Source organism: Xenorhabdus santafensis (assembly GCF_033949405.1).
Classification (GTDB): Bacteria; Pseudomonadota; Gammaproteobacteria; order Enterobacterales; family Enterobacteriaceae; genus Xenorhabdus; species Xenorhabdus santafensis.
On record NZ_VCDN01000025.1, the window covers coordinates 39453 to 58287 of the forward strand.

Here is an 18835-nt window from a genome sequence, read left to right on the forward strand (position 1 = left end):
TCTTATTTATATTGTGCTGTCTGGCGCTTTGTTTTGTGGTTTAACCAGCATGTACAGGCGGAATAAGTAAATCAACAGCAGTGCTGACAGTAAATTATTTAATATTGATGTGAGTACGTAAGGGGCTTTTGTCAGCAAGAGCTCCAGCATCAATTTCGTGGCAAGCCATAATAACATGGCAGGAATCAGCAGCCGAATGTTGCTGAATGCCAATTTCCAGCTATCCTGCATGGCAGAAAAGATGCCTTTGCCTTTTTCGAACAAGAAAATAGGGGCAAATGCAAATGCGATAGAAAAGAGTATCCCGGGCAATAACATCAAAACATAGCCAAGCTGAATCAACAGGGTACAGATAAACATCAGCAAAAACATTTTAGGCAACAGTGTGATTGATAATGTACTGGCGTGAATGGCATTGGTTTGCTGGCCATTGGAAACGGCATTAATGAGAACCAATACACTGGCAGCCAGTAAGGTATTGCCGAAAATGTTGGTAAATAAGATCCCGAATGCGGTGCGCAAAAACATCATTTGCTCGTCAGGTGTCAACTTTTCCACAAAATCTTTGACTCCTGCGTTGCCGGAATCTTTGAAGGCATCTTGTATCCCAATTAACAAACTGAGTTGTTCACCATTTGGCATCAGAAGATGCTCAAGCAGTGTTGTTACCAACGCGGCCAAGACAGCGAGTATGACAATATTCAACAGTTGGTTCTTCAAAAAGTTGATGCTGTCACGATACAGGGTATTTGCCGTGATGGGCATGAAAGTGGCTCCTATCAAATAAACAACGATAATGTTCAATTGTACCCTGTTAGGGGGATTATTGGATACCTCAGATTTACGTTCTTGTCGTGCTCTGTGAACCGGCATTGAAGGGCGGAGAAAAATTATCTTTGTTGGATATCAATATTGATATTTTTCCAAAATGATAAAAATATTAATTTTATGTTACAAGTTTATATGGCAGCTACAGATGCCAAATAAAATTTGGCAACAGAGTACTTCTGTTATTAAATAACCGTAATAACCAAAAATTGATATAAAAACATTAACGCAAATATATAATAAAATTAATACTAAGCTAATCTTGATTTGGATCAATTTAAAATATCCTTCAGGTGAAATAATAAAACCATAGATACCTTATTTTCTAAAAATCTTTAAAAGATGTGATCTGTCTTAGATCATAACAGTAAACAAACGGGTATATTTCTGACAGTTTTAAAACCACACAAATGGGATGGATAATGAAAAAGATTTCTGCGCTCGTATTGGCTGCGGCTACGTTAGCTCCGTCATTGGCTTTTGCTCATGAAGCGGGTGATTTCTTGTTCCGTGCAGGCACAGCAACGGTAAGACCAAATGCAGGTTCTGACAATGTATTAGGTTTGGGATCTTTTGATGTCAATAATAATACTCAGTTGGGTTTAACTTTTGGTTATATGATAACCGATAATATTGGCGTTGAATTATTGGCAGCGACGCCTTTCCAGCATAAAGTCAGTTTACCGGGTGCAGGTGAAATTGCTGAGGTTAAACATTTGCCGCCAACGTTAATGGCACAATATTATTTTGGTGCGACAGAGAATCAATTACGTCCTTATGTTGGTATGGGTATTAACTACACAACATTCTTCAGCGAAAAATTTAATAATAATGCTACAGTAAAAGCGGCTAATTTAAATAGTTTGGATCTGAAAGATTCTTGGGGATTCGCAGGTCAGGTTGGTATGGACTATAAATTAGATAAAAACTGGATGTTGAATACCTCGCTGTGGTGGATGAATATTGAAACTGATGTGAAATTCAAAGTGGGTGATGAGCAAAAGAAATATAAAACTCGTCTCGATCCATGGGTCTTTATGTTTAGTGTAGGTTACAGTTTCTAATTTTGTTTGAATGGAAGATTAAAGTTTAAACAAATGTAGGAAAGTAGTAAAAACAAGCGACGTGTGTGTTTGACATAAGAGAGAACCAATGGGGCGTAATCAGCCCCATTTTTCAATTGTAGGCACTACCTAAGTTTGATGGAGTTAATGACCGAGTTAACCCCTTTAATGTCCCGAGCCACCTGTATTGCGCGTTTAATCTCTTCGGGAGAATTAACAAACCCGCTTAGTTGTACACGCCCCTTAAAGGTTTCTACATTAATTTCATTGGATTTCAAACCCTTGGTTGCCAGTAATGCAGATTTTACTTTTGTGGTGATCACAGTATCGTCAATATAACCTCCTGTGCCTTCTGTTGTTGCCGTTGGGGCACATGCAGATATCGCCATTGCCATTATGATTGCAACGAAAAATGCAGAGACTTTTTTTAATGGTTTCATAATGATACTCCATTGATGTCAAGGAAATGTTTGTTTGGTAAAAGCGATCTTTTATTTTTCATAAGCTTGATTTTCATGAACTTGGGTTGTTATGAAATTTTGTGGAACTGCAAACATCAGTATTGTTGAGAACAATGGAAGCAGCAAACAGCGAGGTCATATTTATAATTTTCCCCGCCTGCTTGTGGAGGAAGTTTTATCCCCGCCATCTTTCAGATTGCCGTCTTGATATAGCTTGAAATCTGATGGGGATAGGTTCATTGAAGGGAATTATGGGCAGATTTTCATTGAGTGGCTTCCTTCATATTACGAACAAAAATCAGTAGCTTCTCTTGCATAACTGCGGGTTGATGCAAATTATCCTCAATTATTTTTACGATTGCAGAGCCTGAAATTGCCCCTTTGGCACCACTATTGAGGGCCTTTTTGACTTGCAGCGGCTCAGAAATACCAAAGCCTTGCAGGGCAGGGGCGGCATGATATTCCTTGAGCTTATTAATAATATGGTTCAATGGTAGAGTTGTTTGGTTTTCGCTTCCGGTAACACCCGCCCTTGAGAGCAAATATGTATATCCGCGCCCGAACGAGGCAATCTCACGCAGTAGCTCGTCATCTGCATTAGGGGGGCAAACAAATATCGGGGCAATGTCATATTTCATGGCCGCTGAACGGAAAGGAGAAGATTCAGATAGCGGCACATCGGCGACTAACACAGAATCTACTCCTGATTCTTTGCAACGACGGTAAAAATCATCGATCCCATTGTGGAAGACCAAATTGGCATAAACCAGCAGGCCAATGGGAATTTCAGGATGTTGTTTCCGAATTTTAGCCAATAACTCAAAACAGGTTACCGATGTCACCTTGGAGGATAACGCCCGCAAATTGGCATTTTGAATGGTGGGGCCATCGGCAAGGGGATCTGAAAACGGAAAACCCAATTCGAGAGCATCTGCACCACCGGAGATCAATGTATTAATAATTTCCAGTGACAGATCAGGATTTGGATCACCCAAGGTGACAAAAGGAACAAATGCGCCTTGATTTTGGTTTTCTAGTTTTTTGAACAGTTGCTCATAACGTTCCATCAGATTGTCTCCCGGGATTTTAAAATATCGTGAACGGTAAAGATGTCTTTGTCGCCACGGCCAGATAAATTGACAATTAACAACTGCTCCTTATCTGGAGCCTGATGGATCATTTTCAAAGCATAAGCCAGTGCATGGGATGATTCTAATGCAGGAATAATTCCTTCATTGCGGGACAGTTCCTGAAAAGCAGCAAGGGCTTCTTCATCGGTAATAGAGACATAATCAGCTCTGCCGATGCTGTTTAAATAAGCATGTTGAGGGCCTACGGACGGGAAATCCAATCCCGCGGAAATGGAATAAGATTCTTCAATCTGCCCGTCTTCTGTCTGCATAATTGGGGCTTTCATTCCAAAATAAATCCCTAATTTGCCATGTTGCAGTGGGGCACCATGTTCCCCGGTTTCGATACCGTGTCCGGCTGGTTCTACACCTATCAGGCGAACCTTATTTTCTGGAATAAAGTCAGCAAATAAACCTATGGCATTGGAGCCGCCACCAATACAGGCAATAACTGCATCGGGCAAGCGTCCTTCTTTTTCCAGAATTTGCGCTTTGGCTTCTTCACCAATCATGCGCTGGAATTCCCGTACCATCGTTGGATATGGATGGGGGCCGGCTGCCGTTCCTAACAGATAATGAGCTTTGTCATAGCAACCAGACCAGTCGCGCATGGCTTCATTGCACGCATCTTTCAACGTGGAAGAACCACTGTGAACCGGGATGACTTCTGCCCCCATCAAACGCATACGAAAAACATTGGGAGACTGGCGTTCAATATCCTTTGCACCCATATAAATACGGCATTTTAGGTTCAATAGTGCACATGCCAAGGCAGTTGCCACGCCATGCTGGCCCGCGCCCGTCTCGGCAATAATTTCAGTTTTTCCCATGCGCTTTGCCAACAACGCTTGTCCCAATACCTGATTGGTTTTGTGGGCACCGCCGTGGAGTAAATCTTCCCGTTTCAAGTACAGGCGCGTTTTGGTGCCTTTAGTGAGGTTTTGACACAATGTTAAGGCAGTAGGCCGGCCAGCATAGTTTTTCAATAAATCCAGAAAATCACGCTGAAATTCAGGATCTTGTTGTGCATCTATGAAGGCACTTTCTAGTTGATTGAGCGCAGGGATCAAAATCTGAGGAACAAATTGACCACCAAAATCGCCAAAGTAAGGATTCAATTTACTCATTATTCTATTCATCCACTTTCTGTCTGAAAAAATTAGTGATAACAGCGTAATTGTTGAAATAATTGTTTTATTTTGTGTTTGCTTTTGATGCCTGGAGAAACTTCGACACCAGAATTAAAATCTAACCCATAGCAGTTGAACGAGACTGCTTGCCGGCAGTTTTCAACATTCAGCCCTCCTGCCAATATACTGTTATGCTGGAGCTGAGGGGCAATTAATTGCCAATCAAATGGTTCACCTGTTCCACCGGAGCCATTATCCAGTAAGAAGTGATCAACATTGGGCATGTCGGAAATCGCTTCTGCCACCTTGGACTTATCAATCACTCTGGACATATCAATAGCTTTCCAGATTTCGCAATGTTCAGGCAATACAGGGCGTAATGTATTGATATAGTTTTCATCTTCACTTCCGTGTAATTGCACTGCACTTAACGCAAGTGTACGGGCAACCTCACTGACAAAATCAACCGGCTGATCTTGAAACACCCCCACATATTGCAATGAGGCTTCGTTAATAATTTGCTGTGCTTTTTGCAGGTTGATCTTGCGTGGTGACTTTTCAGCGAAAATCAAACCACCGTAAACGGCACCTTGTTGCAATGCAGATTTGGCGTCTTGGGGGCGGGTTAATCCACAGACTTTGTTATTGCCCAAGATCAAGCGACGTAGGGCCAGATCGATATTGGGTTGCGCCATTAAAGCACTGCCAATTAAAAAACCATGAGCATATTGGCTTAATTCACGGACTTGCTGGTGTTGATGGATGCCCGATTCGCTGATAATAATGGTGCCTTCAGGTAAACCAGCAGCCAGTTTGCGTGTACGAGCCAAATCGATGGATAAATCCCGCAGATCCCGGTTATTGATCCCAACAACTTTCGCCCCCAATGCAATTGCCCGTTGCCGTTCATCCTCATTACTGACTTCGGTCAGCACTCCCATATCAAGGCTGTGTGCCAACGCGGACAGTTCACGGTATGTATCATCATCGAGCACAGATAACATGAGTAAAATCGCATCAGCCTGATAGTAACGGGCAAGATAGACCTGATAGGCGTCAATAATAAAATCTTTGCACAAAACAGGTTGGTGCACGGCATCACTGACCACCTTGAGAAAATCATAACTCCCCTGAAAATATTTTTCATCGGTCAAAACAGAAATGGCGGCAGCGTAAGGTTGATATGTTTTAGCAATGCGAACAGGATCGAAATCCTGACGGATTAACCCCTTCGAAGGTGACGCTTTTTTGCATTCCAGAATGAAAACGCTCTTATCTTGGGTCAATGCCTGATAAAACTGGCGCTGGCTCGGCACAATGGAACCAATGAAATTTTCCAGCGGTTGTTCTGCCTTACGGGAGAGCAGGTATTCTGCTTTATCATCAACGATTCTCTGCAATACACTTTTCTGTGATGTATGGGTTTTCATGATTTAATCCTTGCCGCTAGTGCGGTCACTTTTTCATAGGGTTGACCGCTGTAAATAGTATCAAGTGCTAATTGTGTGTTTTCCCGTAGATTTTCTTGCCCGTGGATTTTCATCAAGAGAGCTACATTGGCCGCCACGGCATCAACATGGGCTTTTTGTCCACGCCCTTGCAATAACTTAGCCAACATATCGCGATTTTCTTCTGGAGTTCCACCTTTTAATGAAGAAGGATGATGATTCGGTAAGCCAAAATCGGCTGCCGTTAACTGATATTGGTTAATTTCACCATGATTCAGCTCTGCGATATGGACTGGAGCATGCAAAGCGACTTCATCCATTCCGCCACTGTGCACAACTGCTGCTCTTTGATATCCCAATGCCTGTAAAGTCCGGGCGATGGGTTCAACCAATTCAGGGCTGTAAACCCCGATCAGTGAGAGAGGTGGACGAGCTGGGTTAATTAATGGGCCAAGCACATTGAATAATGTCCGGGTTTTTAGTTGCTGGCGAACCTGCGCTGCATGACGAAAACCATTGTGATATTGAGGTGCGAACAGGAAGCAAACACCAATATCGTCCAGAGCATTGCGTGAGTCTTCGGCACAGGCATCCAGCACAATGCCAAATGCAGCCAGCACATCAGATGAACCGGAACGGCTGGAAATACTGCGATTCCCATGTTTTGCCACTTTAAGGCCACAAGCTGCGGCAACAAAGGCGCTGGCAGTTGAAATATTGATGCTATCGGAACCATCACCCCCAGTGCCGACGATATCGCAAAACAGGTAGTCAGGACGGGGAAAAGGCGCTGCATTTGCCAGAAATGCCTGAGCCGCACCCGCAATTTCTTGGGGTTGCTCACCACGCAGTTTTAAGCTAATCAATACAGCGGATAATTGAACATCGTTTAACTCGCCATGGATCATGGCGTCAAATAATCGCTGGCTTTCTTGTTGTGTCAGTGCTTGGGCACTGAATAGTTTGTCAAAAATCAACTGCATTTTCCCGTTCCTTCCTGTCTGATACTTTTAAGAGAGACCTTTAAGTTTTATGCTTTTGCGTTCTATATGATTAACGTCTTATTTTTGGTGGATTAAGTTTAACTTAGCGCCCAGATCAAAGTTTGCTCCAACAGCCTGGCACCCTGAGTCGTCAAAATGGATTCAGGGTGAAACTGGAATCCACAGACTTTGTGTTCTTCATGACGAACAGCCATCACCGTATCCGCACACGACGCCGAGATAGTCAAAGCATCGGGAACGCGTATGCTTGCAAGGGAGTGGTAACGTGCGACGAAAAAAGGATTTGGCAAGCCGGCAAACATGCTTTGTGCATCATGTGTCGTTGGCGTTGATTTGCCATGCAAAATTTCCGGGGCTATAGAAATCTCTCCGCCATAGGCTTCAATAATTGCCTGATGACCAAGGCAAATGCCGATAATTGGGATTTGCCCCATCGCCTGTTTGATAAGTGCGGGCATACAGCCAGCATCTGAGGGTTTTCCGGGGCCGGGTGATAACATCAACAGTGGTGAACTCATTTCATCAAGTTTGGCGATGATGGTATCAGTCGGCACGGTATTGCGATAAATAACAACGTGATGACCACAGGTACGCAATTGATCAACAAGGTTATAAGTAAAAGAGTCAACATTATCGAGCAGGAGAATATTAGCCATCAGAATGTCACCTCCATATTGTGGGCTTTAGCAATTGCGTGAATAACGGCTCTGGCTTTGCTGCGCGTTTCGTCTACTTCTGATTGAGGGATGGAATCCAATACGATCCCCGCGCCGGCTTGAACAGTAGCGCGCCCGTCTTCCACATAAGCGGAGCGGATCACGATACAAGTATCGAAATCACCTTTGCCGGTAAAATAGCCCACTGCGCCACCGTAACTGCCGCGTTGCTCACCTTCGCATTCTGCAATGAGTTGCATGGCGCGAACTTTGGGAGCGCCTGTCAATGTGCCCATATTCATGCAGGCTTGATAGGCGTGGAAAATATCCAAATCATGACGGAGTGTACCGACAACGCGGGAAACAAGGTGCATGACGAATGAATAGCGATCGACTTTGGTTAAATCAGCGACATAACGACTGCCAGGTTCACAAATCCGAGCCAAATCGTTACGGGCCAGATCAACCAACATCACATGTTCAGACATTTCTTTGGCATCGGTACGCATTTCCAATTCAATGCGGCTGTCAAGGTCGAAATCCAATTCTCCATCGGCATTGCGTCCACGGGGGCGTGTGCCGGCAATGGGATAGATTTCTATCTGGCGACTTTTGGCATCATATTTCAGTGCGCTTTCTGGTGAGGCTCCGAACAGGCCAAAATCCTTGTCTTGCATAAAAAACATATAGGGGCTTGGATTTTGTTTTTTCAACACGTGATAGGCATTTAGTGGAGCAGGGCACGGCAAGGTAAAACGCCGTGACGGAACAACTTGGAATACTTCCCCTTGACGGACTGATTGCTGTAGTTTTTGTACAATATTTGCGTATTGCTCATCGCTTAAGTTGCAGCCAACCGTGAAATCAGGCAACGAAACAGGCAAAAGTGGCGGAATGGAGCCTGCAATTGTCGAGACCAACATTGTCATACGTTCATTGAGGCGCTTTTTTTCTGGTTTGTTATCACCGAATAGAGAAGTTTGTAAATATGAATGCTCGTTTTGATGGTCGATCACGAGTAATGTTTCTGCAAGATAAAAACAGAAATCAGGACAATTCTGATGATTTTTGACTGCGGGCAATGGCTCAAATCCTGCCACTAAATCGTAAGCAAACATCCCGCCAACAAAAATCGCGTCAGGCGATGTTGAAAAAGATGACAATGCCGATAAGGCGCGTAATGCGTCAAAAACTGAACCAGACTTGAGTCGGTTGTCTTCATCCAAATTATGCTCAGCAGTAGGGAAATGTGCGTGCATAACTTGTGATTCGATATTTAATTGTGCTTTTTCCGCAAGTAAGGTTGCGAGTATAGGAAACAGATTTTGGCCATTGGGGGTAAGGGCTTCAAAAGTCACCTGATCCCCGTTGGCAGTAATCCGCATGGCACTATCGATGATCAAAATGCTTTTAATGTTATTTTTGCTTTGAATTTCAGCAGATTCGAGTAATAGCGTTGCTGGACGGTTATTGCAAAGTTGATGGAAAAGCAGTGTTGGATCTGTTTTGTAAACAGTATCCATTTGATTTATAGAGATATTGAATTCTTTACTATTCATATTTATACCCCGAGCTATCTGCATCCACAAAAACTGAAATGATAAAAAACGGTGATAAAAAAACCCGCTTCTTAGGGCGGGTTTCGGCACTTTTGCATTGGTATTTATGTGCGTGAGCCAACCACCCTGAATGGGAAGTTGTGCCACCAACGGCTGACCTGCCTAGTTTGCATAAATACGATCATCTTCGAGTGCCTCATTTGTTAAATGGTATTGAGTAGCAGGTACATGTAATCTTCGTACTAGTAGACTGGATCGATCTTTGGTTGTCAATAATTTTTTCTGTGTCCCAAAAAATGATAACAGGAGGCTAAAAGATGATAGTAGGAAATTATTAGAAAGTATTATTTGTAATAAGCAAAATGACAACTTTGCCAGCTCTTGTGATGGCAGAAAATACTTCATATGGGTATTAGTGCCTCTGTTACTGTAGCAGGAACCGCACGGCCGAACATGGAAATTTCATATAAAGTTCAGACTGACGAAATTACAGATATTAAAACAGGAAAAACCACTGCAGATAAGAAAGGGAATTGGAACTTTAATGTAATCGTCATATATCAGGACCACAGGATATAGTCGTTTCTGCATCATATTGTGGAAAGCCAACTCATTTTAAATTGGCTTATGCTGATCCTGAATAAGGGCATCTTATCTTTATTGTTGTCAGATAACATCACACCACTGAATAGGCGGGGAATAACAGCCGCGTAACATTATAGCTATCACCTGTGTTATTATGATCACTTTGTACTTGAGAACACTATAGAATAGATAAGTGCTCTCATTTCCCACCCGATAAAACAGGTACAGCATAATGACTGAAGCTGCCAGCGAAATGACAAGACGCTATGATTTACATAGCCATACGACCGCTTCAGATGGAGTGTTATCACCTGAACAGCTTGTAGACAGAGCCGTCGAGATGGGTATTCATGTGCTGGCAATTACCGATCATGATACGACGGATGGTATTCAACCTGCTTTAAATCATATCCAGCAAAATAATCTGCCAATGACATTAGTATCTGGTGCTGAAATTTCAACACTATGGGAGAATTTTGAAATCCATATTGTCGGTTTAAATATCGATATTAATTCGACTCCCTTAAGACAATTTTTGGAAAACCAAGTGAGCTTAAGGAACCAACGCGGCATTGAGATTGGGCACCGTTTAGCCAAGGCAGGCATTCCCGATGCTTGGAAAGGCGCATCCCGGCTCGCGAATGGCGGGCAAGTTACACGCGGGCATTTTGCCCGCTTTCTGGTTGAAACAGGGGTTGAACCAACAATCCAGAAAGTATTCAAAAAGTATCTGGCAAAGGGAAAAATCGGTTATGTGCCTCCACAATGGTGTACAATCGAGCAGGCAATTTCAACTATTCACCAAGCTGGTGGACAAGCGGTCATTGCCCATCCGGGCCGGTATGATTTGTCGACAAAATGGCTGAAACGGCTAATAGTTTGGTTTAAACAACATGGTGGTGATGCAATGGAAGTTGCACAGTGCCAGCAAGCACCTAATGAGAGACAACAACTTGGTCAATTGGCAAGTGAATATGGGTTGAAAGTATCATTAGGATCGGATTTTCACCAACCTTGTTCATGGATAGAACTCGGACGAAATTTGTGGTTACCCGGTGATGTTGTACCGATATGGCACGATTGGTCACGGTTAGGGGCTGCATGAGAATAGAGGTTATATTATGAGCCAGTTTTTTTATATCCACCCTGACAACCCACAATCTCGTCTTATTGACCAAAGTGTGGAAGCACTGAAAAAAGGTGGCGTTGTCATTTATCCGACTGATTCCGGTTATGCCATTGGTTGCTGTCTTGAGAATAAAGATGCAATGACCCGTATATGTCGTATTCGTCAATTGGAAGGGCGCCACAATTTTACGTTGATGTGTCGCGATCTTTCCGAAATTTCGACTTATGCCCACGTAGATAATCAAGCGTTCAGGTTGATTAAAAATAACACGCCCGGAAATTACACTTTTATTTTGCAGGCAACAAAAGAAGTTCCACGTCGTTTGATGAATGAAAAACGTAAAACTATCGGGTTGCGTGTTCCTTCCAATCCTATCGCTTTAGATTTGCTGGAAAAAATGGGCGAACCATTGATGTCATGCAGCCTGATTTTGCCCGGAAATGATTTTGCAGAATCTGATCCGGAAGAGATTAAAGATACGTTGGGTAAACAAGTTGATTTAATTATTCACGGTGGTTATCTTGGGCAGCAGCCGACAACGGTAGTAGATTTAACTGGGGATTCACCAGTAATTCTTCGCGAAGGCGAAGGTGATGTAACACCTTTTTTATAAGGTGAATGATTTATTTCTTAATTTAAATACGACGCCTGTGAAGGCGACAACAGAGGTTGCTCAATGAGCGATAAAACAGAAAAGTTACAAAAAGTTCTCGCGCGTTCTGGTCATGGTTCCCGTCGCGAAATCGAAGGATATATTCAACAAGGGCGCATTAGCATTGATGGCAAGACCGCAACGTTGGGCGATCGAATCGAAGTTAAACCCTCAGTTAAGATTCGTCTGGATGGGCGGATTTTAAATATCAAAGAACCACAGAAAGATATCTGCCGTGTTTTAGCCTATTACAAACCGGAAGGGGAATTGTGTACTCGTCACGATCCTGAAGGTCGTCCGACCGTGTTTGACCGCTTGCCAAGAATGCAGGGTGCACGCTGGATTGCAGTGGGGCGTCTGGATATCAATACTTGTGGATTGATGCTGTTTACAACGGATGGTGAATTAGCAAACCGTTTAATGCATCCAAGCCGCGAAGTTGAACGTGAATATGCTGTCCGTGTTTTTGGTGAGGTGGATAATGCAAAACTTCGCCAACTGACTCAGGGCGTTCAACTGGAAGATGGCCCGGCATCATTTAAAACTATCACGTTTAAAGGTGGTGAAGGGATTAACCAGTGGTACAACGTCACTTTGACGGAAGGCCGTAACCGTGAAGTCAGACGGTTATGGGAATCTGTCGGCGTGCAGGTTAGCCGCCTGATCCGCGTGCGTTATGGCGATATCAATTTGCCGAAAGGTTTGCCGCGTGCTGGTTGGAGTGAACTGGGGCTGGAACAAACCAATTATCTGCGCCAGTTAGTTGGCTTGGGTAATGAAATTGCGACGAAAGTGGCTGTTGAACGTGATCAACGCCGAATCAAAGCGAATCAAATCCGTCGTGCCGTGAAAAGACACGCGAAAGTAGCCTCCCGCCCTGCGGGAAAACGCCCTGCTAGTAGCTCTCGTCAAAATGCCGGAAGAAATACGACACCTAAAGGTCGTTAATTCTTATTCCGCTGTTTCAATCTACAACGCCATACAGGCTGAAACAGCGGGTTTATTTACCAATCAATGCCTTTTTGGGCTTTTATTCCTGCATCAAATGCATGTTTGACTGGGCGCATTTCTGTAATGGTATCGGCGTATTCCAGCAACTCCCGATGACACCCACGCCCGGTGATGATAACACTTTGGTGCGCAGGCCGCTGTTTGAGGGCTGCCAGAACATCTGTAAGCTCAAGATAACCATAACTGACCATATAGGTTAGTTCATCCAGAACAACAAGATGCAATGAAGGATCAGATAACATGGCTACCGCCTGCTTCCAGGCAATCTGGCAGGCTGCGGTGTCTGTTTCACGGTTTTGAGTTTCCCATGTAAATCCGGTTGCCATTACATGAAATTCAACACCATGCTGTAACAGCAAATTCCTTTCACCACTTTCCCATGTTCCTTTGATGAATTGGATAACACCAGCACGTTGCCCGTGCCCGATAGCACGAGTGACAGTACCAAATGCAGCGGTGGTTTTTCCTTTGCCATTTCCGGTAAATACAATAACGATCCCTCGTTCTTGCTGTGCGGCATCGATACGGGCGTCGACTTTTTCTTTCAGGCGCTGTTGTCTTTTTTGGTGCTGGTTGTTATCTCTTGTCATTATTCAGCAGGCCCCGCTTTTCGACCAGGTTGGGCATCAAAACTAATGCCGGAATCATGTTGGCTGTCATCACCCATCAAATAAAGATAAACGGGCATAATATCAGCGGGAGTCTTTAGTTTGCCTGAATTTTCATCTGGAAACGCACTGGCACGCATGCTGGTACGGGTTCCGCCGGGATTGATACAATTAATGCGCAAAGACGTATTCTGATATTCTTGCGCTAAAACCTGCATGAAACCTTCGGTGGCAAATTTAGATACGGCGTAAGCTCCCCAACCACTCCTGCCTTCTCGGCCAACGCTGGAGCTGGTAAAGACCAAAGAGCCTTTGGCGGATTTTAATAACAGAGGGATTAGAGCCTGAGTCAGCATAAACGTAGCATTAACATTTACCTGCATGACTTCATGCCAGAGTTGGGGAGGCTGTTCTATGACCGGGGCGACAACACCAAGCAGGCCTGCATTGTGCAGAACGCCATCTAAACGAGGATAACGTTGAGCCAATTCTGTGGCGAAAGTCTGGCATTCTTCTGCGGTCACAGTCAGAAGATCCATGGTGTAAATATCTGCGGGTAGACCACCGTTGGCTTCAATTTGTTGTTTGACGGCTTCTAACTTAGTGGTAGTTCGTCCCAGCAAAATAACCTGTGCACCGTGGCGGGCATAGGTCAGGGCTGCTTCCCGCCCGATACCGTCACCGGCACCAGTGACTAAAATAATTTTTTGTTGCAGCAGATCATCATTGGGGTGGTAATTGAACATCGAACACTTTTCCTGTGATTCTTGTATACCCGTCGTCTTTCAAGTTGCCTCTTTGTTGGCGGCACTCATTCACTCCGGTTACCGTTTTTATAAACATACAGTTATCTATGCTCCCGGAGGTTATGAGACGCATCTTGAAATCCATAGGGTATAAACCATTGGTTGCCATGTCGGGATGGCACTTGAAGACTGTAATCAGAACAAAACTTAAAGCTATCGTCAAATATCAGGGATCTTTGAAATAACAAATCAGGTTTTTTTGAAATAGCAAAATCACTCTTTGAGCTGAGGGCTGTAAACTGTTAGAGCGCCCCCTTCGGTTTTTGGTTAGAATGAAACATATTGTTCATCATAAGATAATAAAGGTGGATCTGTGGAATATTTGTCTCTATACGGATTGTTCTTAGCTAAAGCACTTACAGTGGTATTGGCTATCGTCGTTCTGGCGGTATTTTGTATCGGATTAGGAGTCCGTAAAACAATGCACAAAGGGGAGTTGAAACTCACTAACCTTGGTGAATTATACAAAGAAAAACAGCGCCAGATGCAGCAGGCTCGCATGAGCGAAGCAGAGCAAAAAATCTGGCAAAAGGCATTGAAAAAACAGGAAAAGGACGAAGCCAAACAGAAAAAAGCGGCTGCCAAGGCAGGTCAAACAGGATTGCAAAAACCGAGCCTTTATGTGCTGGATTTTAAAGGCAGTATGGATGCCCATGAGGTTGACTCTCTCCGTGAAGAAATCAGTGCCATACTGGCGGTGGCAGATAAAAAAGATGAAGTTTTGTTGCGCTTGGAAAGCCCTGGTGGAGTAGTGCATGGTTATGGGTTGGCTGCATCCCAGTTGGCACGCTTACACCAGAAAGAAATACGCCTGACAATTGCTGTGGATAAAGTCGCCGCAAGCGGTGGTTATATGATGGCTTGTGTGGCTGATCGCATTATTGCTGCGCCTTTTGCTATTATCGGCTCCATTGGTGTTGTGGCCCAGTTGCCAAATATTCATCGATTGCTGAAGAAAAATGATATTGATGTTGAGCTGCATACTGCTGGTGAATTCAAGCGCACCCTGACTGTTTTGGGCGAAAATACAGAGCAGGGACGGAAGAAATTCCAGGAAGATTTGAACGAAACGCATAAATTATTTAAATCATTTATTCACCAGCATCGTCCATCATTGGATGTGGAAAAAGTGGCTACGGGTGAATATTGGTATGGGACACAAGCAAAAGAATTTGGTTTGATTGATGATGTGGGCGTCAGTGATGATTTTCTGATCTCACAAATTGAGCATTGCGAAGTCATCGGCGTTAGTTATTCCCGCCGTAAACGTGTTGTCGATCGAGTCATGGGAAGCGCAATGGAAAACATCGATAAATTGTTTATGCGCTGGTGGCAAAGAGGGGAAAAGCCTCTGTTGTAATGATGTATAATGGCAATTAGCTGATATTGAATTAATTGCCATTATAATCGATTAAATTTAATGCGGGTAAATAGAGAACATTTTGTCACTTATTGCCTGCATTAGTATTGATGACAGAACCATTGTGGCAAGATTAATTACCTAATCTACTAAGTGATATTCAGCGGACAATATATGCGCTAAATGTTTAAACATATTAAACACTGCTGTGCTTTTAGCCGTCGGTAATCCATTCTCATCTAAAAAGTATTCACCACGGAATACCAACACTCCTCCTTTTTGTTCCACTCTTTCTGCCCGCATCCCTTGGATGAAATCTTCGTGTTTCCTAATGATTTCATTTGCTTTTTTTAGTAACTGTTCCCGTGTAATGGGCATGGTTTCAGTTTGCATTTATTGTGCTCCTTCCGAAAATAAGTTGTTGCGCATCGTTTTTTATCAGGTAGAGTGTGGGCTTTTCGTCATGCAGATGGAATATTTTGTTTACAACTGTTAAATCATATAATTGCATGGTTTGTGTTGGGATATAAAATACCTTAAATATTTCAAAGGGTTTTGCGCTGAAACAAAAGTACAAGATAAAAATTAGTTGATATCTTGCAAATCTATCGCAATATAAAAAGAGATTTTATTTTATATATCGCAACATAACTCCGTGATTTTCGCCATCTGAATAGAAGATAATTAGGTAAAGGTAACTATGGCTAAAGCTCTTGTTATAGTGGAGTCCCCGGCAAAAGCCAAAACAATCAATAAATATCTGGGGAATGACTACATTGTAAAATCCAGTGTGGGTCATATCCGTGATCTGCCGACAAGTGGGTCAGCAAGTCAAAAGAGTTCAAGCTCATCTACCGATAAGAATAAAAAGAAAGTAAAAAAAGATGAGAAAACAGCGCTGGTAAATCGTATGGGTGTCGATCCATATAATGGTTGGGAAGCAAACTATCAAATTCTACCCGGCAAAGAAAAAGTTGTTGCGGAATTGAAAACGTTGGCTGAAAAATCTGAACATGTTTATCTCGCAACGGATCTCGACCGCGAAGGAGAAGCCATTGCATGGCATTTGCGGGAAATTATTGGTGGGGATGATACTCGTTTCAGTCGAGTCGTGTTTAACGAGATTACCAAGAATGCAATCACTCACGCTTTCGATAAGCCGGGTGAACTGAATATTGACCGGGTCAATGCCCAGCAAGCGCGCCGTTTTATGGATCGCGTTGTAGGTTATATGGTTTCACCGCTATTGTGGAAAAAAGTGGCCAGAGGGTTATCTGCCGGACGGGTTCAATCTGTTGCAGTTCGCCTTGTGGTTGAAAGAGAGCGTGAAATCAAGGCGTTTGTGCCGGAAGAATATTGGCAACTCTATGCGGATTTAATGGCGAAGGGTGAGGTTGCTCTCCATATGGAAGTAACCCATGAAAAGGGAAAACCGTTCAAACCAGTTAATGAGCAGCAAACACTGGCTGCCGTATCTTTGCTTGAAAAGGCGAAATACAAAGTCATTGACCGTGAAGATCGCCCGACGTCCAGTAAACCGAGTGCACCTTTCATTACCTCAACATTGCAACAGGCGGCGAGTACGCGGCTTGGGTTTGGGGTCAAAAAGACCATGATGATGGCGCAACGTTTGTATGAAGCTGGTCATATCACTTATATGCGTACCGACTCAACTAATTTGAGCCAGGATGCGTTGGATATGGTTCGTGGTTATATCAGCGATAATTTCGGTGACAAATATTTGCCGAAAAGTGCCAATGTTTATAGCAGCAAAGAAAATTCTCAAGAAGCTCATGAAGCGATCCGGCCTTCTAATGTCGATGTGATGGCAGAACAGCTAAAAGACATGGAAGCCGATGCTCAAAAATTGTACCAGCTTATTTGGCGCCAATTCATCGCTTGTCAGATGATGCCCGCGAAATATGATTCTACGACACTGACTGTGCAAGCCGGTGAGTTCGAACTGCGTGCAAAAGGGCGCACTTTGCGCTTTGATGGTTGGACAAAAGTGATGCCAGCCTTGCGCAAGGGAGACGAAGATAAAACGTTGCCAGCCGTTGAAATTGGCACTGAACTTAATTTACAGCAGTTGCTTCCAAGTCAGCACTTTACAAAACCTCCGGCTCGTTTCAGTGAAGCCTCTTTGGTTAAAGAGCTTGAAAAGCGCGGCATTGGTCGTCCATCGACATATGCGTCAATTATTTCAACTATCCAAGATCGTGGTTATGTGCGTGTTGAAAACCGTCGCTTCTATGCAGAGAAAATGGGCGAAATCGTCAATGATCGTCTGGAAGAAAATTTCAACGAATTGATGAGCTATGATTTCACTGCGCGAATGGAAGACCAGCTTGATCATGTTGCCAATAATGAAGCGAACTGGAAAGGCGTGCTGGACGAGTTTTTCTCTAATTTCAGTGAACAGCTTGAAGTTGCCAACAAAGATCCGGATGAAGGTGGCATGCGGCCAAATCCGATGGTCATTACTTCGATTTCCTGTCCGACCTGCAATCGCGCCATGGGTATCCGTACAGCGACTACGGGCGTATTTCTCGGTTGCTCCGGCTATGCTCTGTCACCTAAAGAGCGGTGCAAGCAAACAATCAATCTGATCCCAGAAAATGAAATACTGAATATTCTGGAAGGAGAGGATGCGGAAACGAATGCATTGCGTGCCCGCCGGCGCTGTAAAAAATGCGGCACGGCAATGGATAGTTACTTGATTGATAACCAGCGCAAGTTGCATGTCTGCGGTAATAACCCTGCTTGTGATGGCTATGAAGTTGAAGAAGGCGAGTTCCGCATCAAAGGGTATGATGGCCCTATCGTTGAATGTGACAAATGTGGCTCTGAAATGCACCTGAAAATGGGGCGTTTTGGTAAATACATGGGTTGTACAAACGAGGAATGCAAAAATACCCGTAAGATTTTACGTAATGGGGAAGTCGCTCCACCAAAAGAAGATCCGGTTCCATTGCCAGAACTGGCCTGTGAGAAATCGGATGCTTACTTTGTATTGCGTGATGGTGCCGCTGGCGTATTTTTAGCGGCCAATACCTTCCCTAAATCACGGGAAACTCGTGCACCGTTGGTGGAAGAACTTGCTCGTTTCAAAGATCGCTTGCCGGAAAAGTTACGTTATTTAGCCGAAGCACCGGTAGCTGATCCTGAGGGAAATAAAACGGTCGTGCGTTTTAGTCGCAAAACCAAGCAGCAATATGTCTCTTCCGAGAAGAACGGTAAAGCAACCGGATGGACAGCATTTTTTGTTGAGGGTGCTTGGGTAGTAAAAGAGAAGTAATCACTGTAGTGATAAAATGGTGAATTATGCCGCATTTATTGCGGTATAGTTCATGAAGGTAGATTTAGACAGATATTTCTTTTTTTATCAAAAACGTACTCTTTCT

The 18835-nt window shown here is 43.7% G+C and carries 17 protein-coding genes and 1 other annotated feature; of the genes, 6 read left to right on the top strand and 11 right to left on the bottom strand.

The features are described 5' to 3' along the window. Positions 1-6 precede the first annotated feature (6 nt). A complete protein-coding gene (locus tag FE392_RS07620) occupies positions 7-765 on the bottom strand; it encodes a YciC family protein (RefSeq protein WP_319929631.1) in 759 nt (252 codons plus the stop codon). 485 nt (positions 766-1250) lie between these two features. Here FE392_RS07620 and ompW point away from each other — a divergent pair, with 485 nt between their 5' ends. Further along, positions 1251-1892 (top strand): outer membrane protein OmpW, encoded by a 642-nt coding sequence (gene ompW / locus FE392_RS07625; RefSeq protein ID WP_319929632.1) that lies wholly within the window; start codon positions 1251-1253, stop codon positions 1890-1892. A gap of 125 nt (positions 1893-2017) precedes the next feature. Here the strand turns inward: ompW and FE392_RS07630 are convergent, their stop codons facing one another. From FE392_RS07630 to FE392_RS07660, 7 genes are all read right to left on the bottom strand, one after another. Next, positions 2018-2332: a BON domain-containing protein gene (locus tag FE392_RS07630; RefSeq protein ID WP_319929633.1), complete on the bottom strand. Its 315-nt coding sequence runs from the start codon at positions 2330-2332 to the stop codon at positions 2018-2020. A 284-nt stretch (positions 2333-2616) separates the two neighbouring features. Then, positions 2617-3420 carry a tryptophan synthase subunit alpha gene (gene trpA, locus FE392_RS07635; RefSeq protein ID WP_319929634.1) on the bottom strand — a complete coding sequence of 268 codons (804 nt, stop codon included), beginning with the start codon at positions 3418-3420 and terminating at the stop codon, positions 2617-2619. Next, positions 3420-4610 (bottom strand): tryptophan synthase subunit beta, encoded by a 1191-nt coding sequence (gene trpB, locus FE392_RS07640; RefSeq protein WP_319929635.1) that lies wholly within the window; start codon positions 4608-4610, stop codon positions 3420-3422. Before trpB ends, trpA begins: the two co-directional genes overlap by 1 nt. A gap of 32 nt (positions 4611-4642) precedes the next feature. After that, positions 4643-6043 carry a bifunctional indole-3-glycerol-phosphate synthase TrpC/phosphoribosylanthranilate isomerase TrpF gene (gene trpCF, locus FE392_RS07645; RefSeq protein WP_319929636.1) on the bottom strand — a complete coding sequence of 467 codons (1401 nt, stop codon included), beginning with the start codon at positions 6041-6043 and terminating at the stop codon, positions 4643-4645. After that, the gene (trpD, locus tag FE392_RS07650) at positions 6040-7044 is read right to left on the bottom strand and encodes an anthranilate phosphoribosyltransferase (RefSeq protein ID WP_319929637.1); all 1005 of its coding nucleotides are present in this window, start codon (positions 7042-7044) and stop codon (positions 6040-6042) included. The genes trpCF and trpD overlap by 4 nt, the downstream gene beginning before the upstream one ends. A 98-nt stretch (positions 7045-7142) precedes the next feature. Beyond that, positions 7143-7721: a glutamine amidotransferase-related protein gene (locus tag FE392_RS07655; RefSeq protein ID WP_319929638.1), complete on the bottom strand. Its 579-nt coding sequence runs from the start codon at positions 7719-7721 to the stop codon at positions 7143-7145. After that, positions 7721-9280, bottom strand: a complete 1560-nt coding sequence (locus FE392_RS07660; protein ID WP_319929639.1) for an anthranilate synthase component 1 — start codon at positions 9278-9280, stop codon at positions 7721-7723. Before FE392_RS07660 ends, FE392_RS07655 begins: the two co-directional genes overlap by 1 nt. Positions 9281-9334: 54 nt before the next feature. Beyond that, positions 9335-9435: a sequence feature (Trp leader region), on the bottom strand. Positions 9436-10097: 662 nt separating this feature from the next. Here FE392_RS07660 and rnm point away from each other — a divergent pair. The 3 genes from rnm (at position 10098) to rluB (ending at position 12594) form a co-directional block, all read left to right on the top strand. Next, the gene (rnm, locus tag FE392_RS07665) at positions 10098-10970 is read left to right on the top strand and encodes an RNase RNM (RefSeq protein WP_319929640.1); all 873 of its coding nucleotides are present in this window, start codon (positions 10098-10100) and stop codon (positions 10968-10970) included. A gap of 16 nt (positions 10971-10986) precedes the next feature. Next, a complete protein-coding gene (locus tag FE392_RS07670) occupies positions 10987-11607 on the top strand; it encodes an L-threonylcarbamoyladenylate synthase (protein WP_319929641.1) in 621 nt (206 codons plus the stop codon). 63 nt (positions 11608-11670) lie between these two features. Further along, positions 11671-12594, top strand: a complete 924-nt coding sequence (rluB, locus tag FE392_RS07675) for a 23S rRNA pseudouridine(2605) synthase RluB (protein ID WP_319929642.1) — start codon at positions 11671-11673, stop codon at positions 12592-12594. A 56-nt stretch (positions 12595-12650) separates the two neighbouring features. On the opposite strand, the gene cobO is transcribed toward rluB, so the two are convergent. Further along, positions 12651-13247 (bottom strand): cob(I)yrinic acid a,c-diamide adenosyltransferase, encoded by a 597-nt coding sequence (cobO, locus tag FE392_RS07680; protein ID WP_319929643.1) that lies wholly within the window; start codon positions 13245-13247, stop codon positions 12651-12653. Further along, positions 13247-14011 carry a YciK family oxidoreductase gene (locus FE392_RS07685; RefSeq protein WP_319929644.1) on the bottom strand — a complete coding sequence of 255 codons (765 nt, stop codon included), beginning with the start codon at positions 14009-14011 and terminating at the stop codon, positions 13247-13249. Before FE392_RS07685 ends, cobO begins: the two co-directional genes overlap by 1 nt. Before the next feature lie 373 nt (positions 14012-14384). On the opposite strand from FE392_RS07685, the gene sohB reads away from it, so the two are divergent. Next, entirely contained in the window at positions 14385-15431 is a 1047-nt protein-coding gene (gene sohB / locus FE392_RS07690; RefSeq protein WP_319929645.1) for a protease SohB, read from the top strand. 141 nt (positions 15432-15572) lie between these two features. Here sohB and FE392_RS07695 read toward each other — a convergent pair whose 3' ends face one another. Next, entirely contained in the window at positions 15573-15824 is a 252-nt protein-coding gene (locus FE392_RS07695) for a YciN family protein (RefSeq protein WP_319929646.1), read from the bottom strand. 307 nt (positions 15825-16131) lie between these two features. Between FE392_RS07695 and topA the strand changes: the two genes are divergently transcribed. Continuing rightward, complete coding sequence (gene topA, locus FE392_RS07700; RefSeq protein WP_319929647.1) at positions 16132-18729, top strand: type I DNA topoisomerase; 2598 nt, start codon at positions 16132-16134, stop codon at positions 18727-18729. Positions 18730-18835: the final 106 nt, after the last annotated feature.

Bases quoted from the DNA above. Each gene is read 5' to 3' on its own strand.
- FE392_RS07620 (WP_319929631.1), bottom strand. From the start codon at position 765: ATGCCCATCACGGCAAATACCCTGTATCGTGACAGCATCAACTTTTTG.
- ompW (WP_319929632.1), top strand. From the start codon at position 1,251: ATGAAAAAGATTTCTGCGCTCGTATTGGCTGCGGCTACGTTAGCTCCG.
- FE392_RS07630 (WP_319929633.1), bottom strand. From the start codon at position 2,332: ATGAAACCATTAAAAAAAGTCTCTGCATTTTTCGTTGCAATCATAATG.
- trpA (WP_319929634.1), bottom strand. From the start codon at position 3,420: ATGGAACGTTATGAGCAACTGTTCAAAAAACTAGAAAACCAAAATCAA.
- trpB (WP_319929635.1), bottom strand. From the start codon at position 4,610: ATGAGTAAATTGAATCCTTACTTTGGCGATTTTGGTGGTCAATTTGTT.
- trpCF (WP_319929636.1), bottom strand. From the start codon at position 6,043: ATGAAAACCCATACATCACAGAAAAGTGTATTGCAGAGAATCGTTGAT.
- trpD (WP_319929637.1), bottom strand. From the start codon at position 7,044: ATGCAGTTGATTTTTGACAAACTATTCAGTGCCCAAGCACTGACACAA.
- FE392_RS07655 (WP_319929638.1), bottom strand. From the start codon at position 7,721: ATGGCTAATATTCTCCTGCTCGATAATGTTGACTCTTTTACTTATAAC.
- FE392_RS07660 (WP_319929639.1), bottom strand. From the start codon at position 9,280: ATGAATAGTAAAGAATTCAATATCTCTATAAATCAAATGGATACTGTT.
- rnm (WP_319929640.1), top strand. From the start codon at position 10,098: ATGACTGAAGCTGCCAGCGAAATGACAAGACGCTATGATTTACATAGC.
- FE392_RS07670 (WP_319929641.1), top strand. From the start codon at position 10,987: ATGAGCCAGTTTTTTTATATCCACCCTGACAACCCACAATCTCGTCTT.
- rluB (WP_319929642.1), top strand. From the start codon at position 11,671: ATGAGCGATAAAACAGAAAAGTTACAAAAAGTTCTCGCGCGTTCTGGT.
- cobO (WP_319929643.1), bottom strand. From the start codon at position 13,247: ATGACAAGAGATAACAACCAGCACCAAAAAAGACAACAGCGCCTGAAA.
- FE392_RS07685 (WP_319929644.1), bottom strand. From the start codon at position 14,011: ATGTTCAATTACCACCCCAATGATGATCTGCTGCAACAAAAAATTATT.
- FE392_RS07695 (WP_319929646.1), bottom strand. From the start codon at position 15,824: ATGCAAACTGAAACCATGCCCATTACACGGGAACAGTTACTAAAAAAA.
- topA (WP_319929647.1), top strand. From the start codon at position 16,132: ATGGCTAAAGCTCTTGTTATAGTGGAGTCCCCGGCAAAAGCCAAAACA.